Source organism: Streptomyces sp. SolWspMP-5a-2, assembly GCF_900091845.1.
Lineage (GTDB): Bacteria > Actinomycetota > Actinomycetes > Streptomycetales > Streptomycetaceae > Streptomyces > Streptomyces doudnae.
Map to the genome: position 1 here is coordinate 1 of NZ_FMCI01000060.1, position 8,287 is coordinate 8,287.

At 72.9% G+C, this 8,287-nt stretch carries 6 protein-coding genes; 5 read left to right on the forward strand and 1 reads right to left on the reverse strand.

Features of this window, described 5'->3' with window-relative positions; translation table 11 throughout:
* Window positions 1-1,319 (forward strand): ATP-binding protein (locus GA0115242_RS05925; protein WP_141721510.1); only part of this gene is annotated, 1,319 nt, incomplete at its 5' end.
* Window positions 1,320-1,535: 216 nt separating this feature from the next.
* Here the strand turns inward: GA0115242_RS05925 and GA0115242_RS40605 are convergent.
* Entirely contained in the window at window positions 1,536-4,013 is a 2,478-nt protein-coding gene (locus GA0115242_RS40605; protein WP_256089377.1) for an eCIS core domain-containing protein, read from the reverse strand.
* A gap of 248 nt (window positions 4,014-4,261) precedes the next feature.
* On the opposite strand from GA0115242_RS40605, the gene GA0115242_RS05935 reads away from it, so the two are divergent.
* From GA0115242_RS05935 to GA0115242_RS40610, 4 genes are read left to right on the forward strand one after another with little or no spacing between them, the layout of a single operon-like run.
* A complete protein-coding gene (locus GA0115242_RS05935) occupies window positions 4,262-5,824 on the forward strand; it encodes a phage tail sheath family protein (protein WP_093825248.1) in 1,563 nt (520 codons plus the stop codon).
* A gap of 51 nt (window positions 5,825-5,875) precedes the next feature.
* The gene (locus tag GA0115242_RS05940) at window positions 5,876-6,316 is read left to right on the forward strand and encodes a phage tail protein (protein WP_055596784.1); all 441 of its coding nucleotides are present in this window, start codon (window positions 5,876-5,878) and stop codon (window positions 6,314-6,316) included.
* A complete protein-coding gene (locus tag GA0115242_RS05945; protein WP_093825250.1) occupies window positions 6,313-6,804 on the forward strand; it encodes a hypothetical protein in 492 nt (163 codons plus the stop codon). Before GA0115242_RS05940 ends, GA0115242_RS05945 begins: the two co-directional genes overlap by 4 nt.
* Entirely contained in the window at window positions 6,801-6,959 is a 159-nt protein-coding gene (locus tag GA0115242_RS40610) for a DUF6760 family protein (protein ID WP_176729753.1), read from the forward strand. Before GA0115242_RS05945 ends, GA0115242_RS40610 begins: the two co-directional genes overlap by 4 nt.
* The last annotated feature ends 1,328 nt before the right edge of the window (window positions 6,960-8,287 follow it).

Here is an 8,287-nt window from a genome sequence, read left to right on the forward strand (position 1 = left end):
CGACGGCGCTCGCGCGGCACCCGGCCGAGATACCGGAGCTGGCCAGGACCGCCGCCCTCGAAGCCCGGCTGACCGGCGCCGGAGTCGTCCTCGGCCCGCTGGAGGCGCTTCCCGGCGAACCCGCCGAACGGGCCCGCGCGCTCGGGGCGTTGAGCGCCGCGCTGCGCGGCCTCCCGCTGCTCACCCACGGCACCGTCGGCTGGGCCCCGGAGTGGGCGGCCGACACCCCCGTCGTCCTGACCGTCCCCGCGCCGTCGCCCGAACGGCAGGCCACCCGCTGGCGGCACGCCCTCGACGACGCGGCGGGCGGCGTCCTCCCGGTCGGCGACGCGACGGCGCTCGCCGAAGCGGTCGCCGCGCACCGGCTGGACTCCGGACAACTGCGCCGGGCCGCCGACGTGGCGGTGCGCACGGCCGCCCTCGCGGGCCGACCCCCGCACCCCGACGACCTGCGCGCCGCCGTACGCGCCCAGAACGGCGCGGGGCTCGACCGGCTGGCCCGCCGGGTGGAGCCCGGCGTCGGCTGGGACGACCTGGTGCTGCCACCGGCCACCCACCGGCGGCTGCGGGAACTCGCCCTGCGGGCCCGCCACCGCGAGCGGGTGCTCGGGGAGTGGGGGATGCGGCCCGGCGGCGGCCGGGGGCGCGGCGTCATCGCGCTGTTCGCGGGCGAGTCGGGCACCGGCAAGACCATGTCCGCCGAGGTCGTCGCCGCCGACCTGGGCATGGACCTGTACGTGGTGGACCTGTCCACCGTGGTGGACAAGTACGTCGGGGAGACCGAGAAGAACCTGGAACGGATCTTCACCGAGGCGTCGGCGGTCAACGCGGTGCTGCTCTTCGACGAGGCCGACGCGATCTTCGGCAAGCGTGCGGAGGTGAAGGACGCGCACGACCGGCACGCCAACATCGAGTCGGCGTACCTGCTCCAGCGCATGGAGTCGTTCGACGGCATCGCGGTGCTGACCACCAACCTGCGGGCCAACCTGGACGAGGCGTTCACCCGCCGGCTCGACGTGGTCGCGGACTTCCCGGTCCCCGACGCCGGCCAGCGCCTCGCCCTGTGGGACCGCTGCCTGGGCGAACGGCTGCCCCGCGCCGACGACCTGGACCTCGCGTTCTGCGCGGACCGCTTCGAACTCGCCGGCGGCTCCATCCGGGCCTGCGCGGTGACCGCGGCCTACCTCGCGGCGGAGTCCGGCGAACCGCTCACCATGCGGCAGGTGGTGACGGCGGTCGCCCAGGAGTACCGCAAGCTCGGACGGCTGCTCCTGGAGGGCGAGTTCGGGCCGTACACAGAGGAGGCGGCGGGGGCGTGAGGGGCGGGTGGGGGGCGCGGCGGGCCGCTCACTCGTCCTTCATGTAGTTGCGGATGGTCTTGTCCGGGACTTTCCCGAGGAAGACACCGATCGACTTGGCGGAGTAGGTGCCCTTCATCCCGCGCATCACGTCCTCCAGGGCCGCTCCGAACGCGGGGCGCCTCCCGGCGTTGCCGCCACCGAGCGTGGTGGTCCGCCATCTGGCGAACTCGGGCGTCAGGGCACCGAGCAGCCGATTCTCGCCCGCCTGGTCCAGCGGCCCCCCGAGCGGGCTCTTCTTTTCTTCTTGGGCGCGGAGGGCCCGTCGGTGTCCTCCGCCTCGTTCCCGGTGGTGCGGCTCTCCACCGTTCTCGTGAAGGCGCCCGTGTCGACGCCGAGATGGCCGGCCATGCTGTTCATCGACACGTCCTCCTCGTCGCGCAGTCTGGCGGCCAGGTCCATCAGCGGCTGTGGATAGTGCATCCCGGCGCCGGACTTCGGACCCTGCTTGCGCTGCTCCACGGTCGCCCGGAAGTCGGCCCCCATGGCGTCCTCGAACTGCCGCAGAAGGTCCGGGTGTTCGGCGAGGTTCTTCTTCTTGCGCTTCTTCCCGCGGTGCACCGCCGCGGCCTCGGATTCGGAGTCCCCGCTCGTCACCCCCCGGATGCCGCTCAGATCCAGTTTGGCGAGCGTGCTGGTCAGCGAGCCGTCGCTCTCCTCGATCACGTCGGAGTCGGAGAGCGTCTCATGGCCGCCGGTGCCGTGCTCGGCGTGGGTGTAGGCGACCCTGTCGTCCTTCGTCCGCACCTCCTTGGCCGTGACCCGCAGCCGCTTCCCGCCGTCCGAGCCCGTCTCCGCCTCGTCGGGGGCGCGTTCACCGGAGTACGCGGAGACATGGGTGCCCAGCCGCGCCTTCGCGGTGATCTGCTGGGACATCCAGTTGCCCTCGCCCTGTCCGCCGGGCGGAGCGGCGATCTGGGGGTGCTCCTCCAGACCGGTCCGGGCCGACTCCTTGAAGAAGGCGCCCGGCCGGTTGTTGAAGCTCAGGGGGAAGCCTCGCTGCCTGTAGTGCTCCAGCAGTGCCCAGCACGCCTTGCAGGGCCGCTTGGTCCCGCGCACCACGATCTTCTCGCCGAGCTGCTCCCCGGACAGCTCGGCCGTGTTGAGCGCGAGCATCAGCTTCTGCTCGGCGTGCACCGACTCCTTGCCGTCGGGGTTGTTCCCGGTACCCGTGGAGTGTTTGAGCAGGATGACCGCGCCCCTGTACTCGTCCGCGGTGAGGATCCTCCGCAGTTCCGCGATCCCCTCCTCGGTCGTGGGCGCCGCCTCCAACTGGACGACGGGGCCCCTGCGCCGCATCGCGTCGGCGGTCGCGCTGGCCCGCTCGCCCTTGTAGACCTGCTTGATCTTCAGCCGGGCGCGCCGGTTGACGGCGATCAGATCGTCCGCCTCCCTCGTCGACCGGCCCGTGCGGAGTTCCTTCTCCGACGGTTCGTGGTTCATCAGGTGGGTCAGGTCCGGTGCCGGCGCGCCCTCGTCCTGTCCGGCGGACTGGGCTTTCAGGTACTCCATCAGCAGCGTGACGGAACGGTTCCGGTTGGTCGCGAAGACCAGCCGTTCGTTGATCAGCAGGCCCTGCACCTCGGACTCCCGGGGCGGTCCCTTCTTCTTGGCCGCCGCCTTGCCCTTGGTGTCCTTGCCCTTCTTCTCGGGCGCGGTGGAGGACTCCGCCATCGCCGAGTCGCCGTCCGGGTCCAGTGAGGCCGCCTCGTCGCGCGCGTTCTGGAGCGCGACGTCGTGCAGGTAGCGGATGCAGTTGAAGAGCCGGATGGAGATGTGCCGCATGGTCTGCTCGGCCCGCTCCGCCTTCTGGTCGCGGGGGAAGCTGACCATCGCCTCCTTGGTGGAGCGCCCTTCCTGCTGGAGCCGGGGTTCACAGGTGCAGGCGTTGACGTCCGCGACGAGCTGGGCGAGGGCGTCGCCCTCCTCCAGACCCTCGGCGATGTCGGACTCGTCGTCGCCGAGGTAGTCCTCCTCGTCCTCCTCGCCGCCGGAGTACATCCGCTGCACCGCGCCCGCCCCGGACGGCGCCGGTCGCCGGCCGGTGTCGGGCTCCGGTGCGCGCCGGACCGGCGCCGTACCGGACAGGACCCGTCTGGCGTTCGCCTCCGCCGCCCGTTCGAAGCGGTCCGACGGGTCGGAGATCCGCAGGCCGCCGCCGTGGTCGGTGCCCGCAACCGGGCCCTGACGCTGCTGGACGACATGGGTCAGTTCGTGGGCGAGGGTGTGCCGGTCGCCGCCGCCGTCGCCGATGACGACATGGTTGCCCGAGGTGTAGGCGCGGGCCCCGAGGGCGCGGGCGGAGCGCGCCGCGGCGGCCCCGGTGTGCAGCCGGACGTCGGAGAAGTCGTCGTCGAAGCGGGACTCCATGTCCTCGCGCACCGGGTTCCTGAGGCGTTCGCCGCCCGAGCGCAGCAGTTTGTGCACCTCGGGATCGGGCACCTCCGGTGCGACGGGCGCCGGGCGGAAGCGGCGGGCGATCATCGTCGTCACCGCGGCGTTGCCCGCGCCGCGCTGCGCCGCCCGGAGGGCGTCGGCGGTGAGCGGCGGCGGTACGGCGGCGCCGGTGGAGGCCGCCTGGCGGGTGGTGGCGGCCGGACCGCTCGCGGCCCGCCGGTGTTCGTGCCGCTCGGCGCCGGCCCCGGTCCTCCGCACTTCGTGGCCTCCTCGTCGGCGCAGTCCCGCTGGTGCCCCCAGTGGACCGCCGGGGCGGCCGGGGTGTCCAGGTCCGCGCGGGCAGCGCGAGGGCACGGCGGGGCGGTGGCCGGACGGTCCGCGGGGGCAACGGAAGGCAGCGGCCCTGCCCCTGGCCAGGCCCCGCGTCCCTGTCGCCCCGGGTGGATCACCGCGCAGACTCGATCCGGACACAGGTGACCGAGCCGCACGGACGCGAAGGAGCGAGTATGCCGACGTACCTCACCCCGGGTGTGTACGTGGAGGAGGTGCAGTCCGGTGCCCGACCGATCGAAGGGGTCGGCACCGCCGTCGCCGCGTTCGTCGGCTTCGCCGAGAACGGCCCGTTCCACACCCCGACGCTGGTCACCAGTTGGGACCAGTACACGCAGACGTTCGGCGGCTTCACCGAGGGCGCCTACCTGCCGCTCTCGGTCCACGGCTACTTCACCAACGGCGGCGGCGCCGCGTACGTCGTGCGGATCGGCGACGACCGGGCCGACGACGGCGACGCCCCGCCGGCCGGCGGCGGCCGGACCGGGGCGGAGGCGGCGACGGAACCGGTGGCCCTCGGCGGCTTCCTCGTCGCGGCCAGGCCGGGCGTCACCGGGGTGTCGGTCGAGGTCACCGACGCGGACGGCGAGAACCCGCCCGAGGACCGCTTCAAGGTCCTGGTCCGCCAGGGCGACCGGGTCGCCGAGACCTACGACGCGTCCACCCGCAAGAACGTCAAGGGATACCTGGTCAACCAGGCCCGCGCGTCCAAGCTGATCCAGGTCACCGAGCAGCAGGACGCCGCCCAGGGCAGGCCCGTCGCCCAGGTGCTCGCGGTGCCCGACGCACCGGCCGCGCCCGCCACCGGCGGCTCCGGCGAGGTGGCCCGGCTCGGCCCCGCGGAGTACGTCGGCGACGCCGCCGCCCGTACCGGCTTCGGCGGTCTGGAGACCATCGACGAGATCACCATGGTCGCCGTGCCCGACGTGATGAGCGCCTACCAGCGCGGCGACATCGACGCCGAGGGGGTGCGCACCGTGCAGCTCGCGGTGATCTCCCACTGCGAGCAGATGGGCGACCGCGTCGCCGTCCTCGACACCCCGCCCGGCCTCGGCGCCCAGGAGGTGCGTGCCTGGCGCAACGACGAGGCAGGCTACGACTCCCGGTACGCCGCCCTCTACTACCCGTGGGTCCGTGTCTTCGACCCGGCCACCGGGCGCAACACCACCGTCCCGCCCAGCGGTCACATCGCCGGAGTCTGGGCCCGCAGCGACGGCGAACGCGGGGTGCACAAGGCACCCGCCAACGAGGTGATCCGGGGCGCCGTCGACCTCGAACTCCGCCTCAGCAAGGGCGAGCAGGACCTGCTCAACCCGATCGGCGTCAACTGCGTACGCGCCTTCCCCGGCCGGGGCATCCGGATCTGGGGCGCCCGCACCCTCTCCTCCGACCCGGCCTGGCGCTACCTGAACGTGCGGCGGCTCTTCAACTACCTGGAGGAGTCCATCCTGTTGGGCACCCAGTGGGTGGTCTTCGAGCCCAACGACGACCGGCTGTGGTCGAGCATCCGGCGCAACGTCACGGCGTTCCTCACCGAGGAGTGGCGCAGGGGCGCGCTGTTCGGCCGCACGGCCGAGGAGGCGTTCTACGTCAGGTGCGACCGCGACAACAACCCGCCCGAGTCCATCGACCAGGGCCGGGTCATCTGCGAGATCGGCGTCTCACCGGTGAAGCCCGCGGAGTTCGTGGTGTTCCGGCTGGCCCAGTTCTCCGACAGCACCAGCCTCGTCGACGAGTGAACCAGTGACCCCATGAACCACCGCACCAGCGAAGGAAGGTGACAGACAGTCATGGCGACGGGCGATGCTCTTTCCACCCATGTCTTCGGCGTGCAGCTCGGCGGCTACCTCGTCGAGTCGATCCAGGAGATCAGCGGACTGACCGTCGAGGAGGAGGTCGTCGAGGTACGCCAGGTCAGCGCGGAGGGCAAGCAGATCATCCGCAAGCAGCCGGGCGCCCGGCAGGCAGGCGAGATCACGATCACCCGGGGACTCGACCAGAGCAGCGAGTTCACCAACTGGATCAAGGAGACCCTGAACAACGGCGCCGTGAACTCCGCGCGGCAGAACCTCACCATCGAGATCAAGGACACCGAGGGCAACACCGTCCGGCGCATCCAGCTGATGCAGGGCTGGGCCTCCAAGTGGGAAGGCCCCTCCCTGAAGGCGGGGGAGTCGTCCGCGGCCACCGAGTCCGTGACGATCGTCTTCGAAGAGATCATCGTCGAATGAGGCGCCGCACCGTGACGGCGGGCAACCTGGAGGAGATCCTCCAGGCGACGGAGCCCGCACCGGCGGCGGAACTGCCGACGGCACCGCCCCCCACTCCGCCCCGCGGCGGGGACCACGGACTGCGCACCGAGTTCGAGTTCGAGCTGCCGCGTGGTTATGTCGATGAGTCGGGCATTGTGCACCGGCACGGCGCGATGCGTCTGGCGACCGCCCGGGACGAGTTGCGTCCGCAGATCGATCTCAGGGTCAAGGAGAACCCGGCCTACCTGAGTGTGGTGCTGCTGAGTCAGGTGATCACCCGGATCGGTGCCGTCACCGATGTGCACGCCGGGGTGGTGGAGCGGATGTACGCGACCGATGTCGCTTTCCTCCAGGACTTCTACCGCCGGATCAACAGTGAGGGCCACACCCGTGCCGCCGTGACCTGCCCGCACTGCGAGGGCGCTTTCGAGGTCGACCTCTCCGGTGGGCGCCTGGGGGAATCGTGACGTACGCCCTTCCCCGGCTCCGGGAGGAGATCGCGTACATCGCTTACCACTTCCACTGGCGGCGCGAGGAGATCCTCGACCTGACCCACGGTGAACGCCGGCAGTGGGTGGCCGAGATCGCCCGCATCAACACCCGTGTGAACGAAGGTGGTTGAGTACATGGCATGGCGGGACAGGCTGCGCCGCCGGGTCCCCGCGGAGCATTCCGACGGCTCCGGGGGCGGTCCGGCGGGGGACGGTACACCGGGTGCGGGGGAGAATCCGCCGGGTGCGGTCCCCGGCAGGACGGGCCGTGTGGGTCTCTCCGTTCCGGGGGACTGGGACGGAGGCTGGCGGCGGGTCGCCGCGCCCCGGCTCACCCTGTCCCGCGCTCCGCTCGGCGTCAGTGACGGCCTCGCTTTCCGCGCGGGGCTCGCCGCCTGGCAGGACCCGTCGTTCGACAGCGGCCTCGGGCACGCGCTGCTGCCCGCCGCTCCGGCCGGTCTGGTGCACGGCGTCACCCGCCCGGCCACCGCACCGGCCACGCACAGCGGTGGTGGGCCGCTGCTGCTCAGGTCGGCGCTCCCGGAGGGCGAGGACAGCGCGGCGGGAGACGACCCGTCGGCTGTCGGGGTGCTGGTGGAGCCAGGCTCGTCTGAGCCGGGGCGGCCGGCGCCGGGTTCGCGGGGGTCCGGTGCGGATCGTGGTGGTCTGCGTGACGGTGGTGTGTGGAGGGGGAGTTCGGGCGAAGGCGGCACACGGCTGTCCCGTGGGCTGGCCGCTGACGGTTCCTCCGAGCCCCTCGCTCTCCTTTCCGCCGCGTCGTCCGCTGCCGTCCAGCGGTCTGCCGTGTCCGGCCCGGACCCGGTCGTGTCTGCGGCGGACGCCGCTGGTCCGTGGGCTGTTCCGGCGACTCCGCTGGTGCGACGGGTGGCGGTGGTGCCACCCGGGGCCGGGGCCGGGGATCGGTCCGGTGCCGGGCCGAACGGCGTGCGTACGGCGCCCGGACGGACGCCACCCGGGCCGGGTGCGGGCGGTGACGTGCCGACATCGACCACGCCGACGGCCCCGCCGATAGCTTCGAACTCGCCGACCGGTGCAGACCCTGGGGGCCCTTCGCGTCCGGCCGGTCCGCGCGGCGGGCATGGGTCGGCTGCTCGGGCCCCGCAGGGGGGCGGTACGTCGTCGCTGGCGCCCGTTCAGCGTGCCGCCGTCGAGGAGCCGGGACCCCGATCCGAAGGGTCCAGTGCGTCCGGTCGGCGTGATCCGACGGGGGCGGCCGCGCCGCGGCCGGGGACGTCCCGTGACCCGTCCGGCGACTTCCCCCGTGCCTTGTCGTCCGCCCCGCCCCCGCCTTGCCGGGCGCCGCCGCCGAGGGGTCGCGCTCCGCTGTCCGGACCAGCCCGTCGGGGCCCTGCCTGACGGTGGCCCGCCGTCCCTTCGGCCCCGTCCGCCGGGTCGCCGTCGTCCGGCCCGCTGACGGCGACCCCCTGGCCGCGCCCGC

Excerpts from the sequence above, each read along its gene's own strand:
- GA0115242_RS05935 (WP_093825248.1), top strand. The coding sequence starts at position 4,262 with ATGCCGACGTACCTCACCCCGGGTGTGTACGTGGAGGAGGTGCAGTCC.
- GA0115242_RS05940 (WP_055596784.1), top strand. The coding sequence starts at position 5,876 with ATGGCGACGGGCGATGCTCTTTCCACCCATGTCTTCGGCGTGCAGCTC.
- GA0115242_RS05945 (WP_093825250.1), top strand. The coding sequence starts at position 6,313 with ATGAGGCGCCGCACCGTGACGGCGGGCAACCTGGAGGAGATCCTCCAG.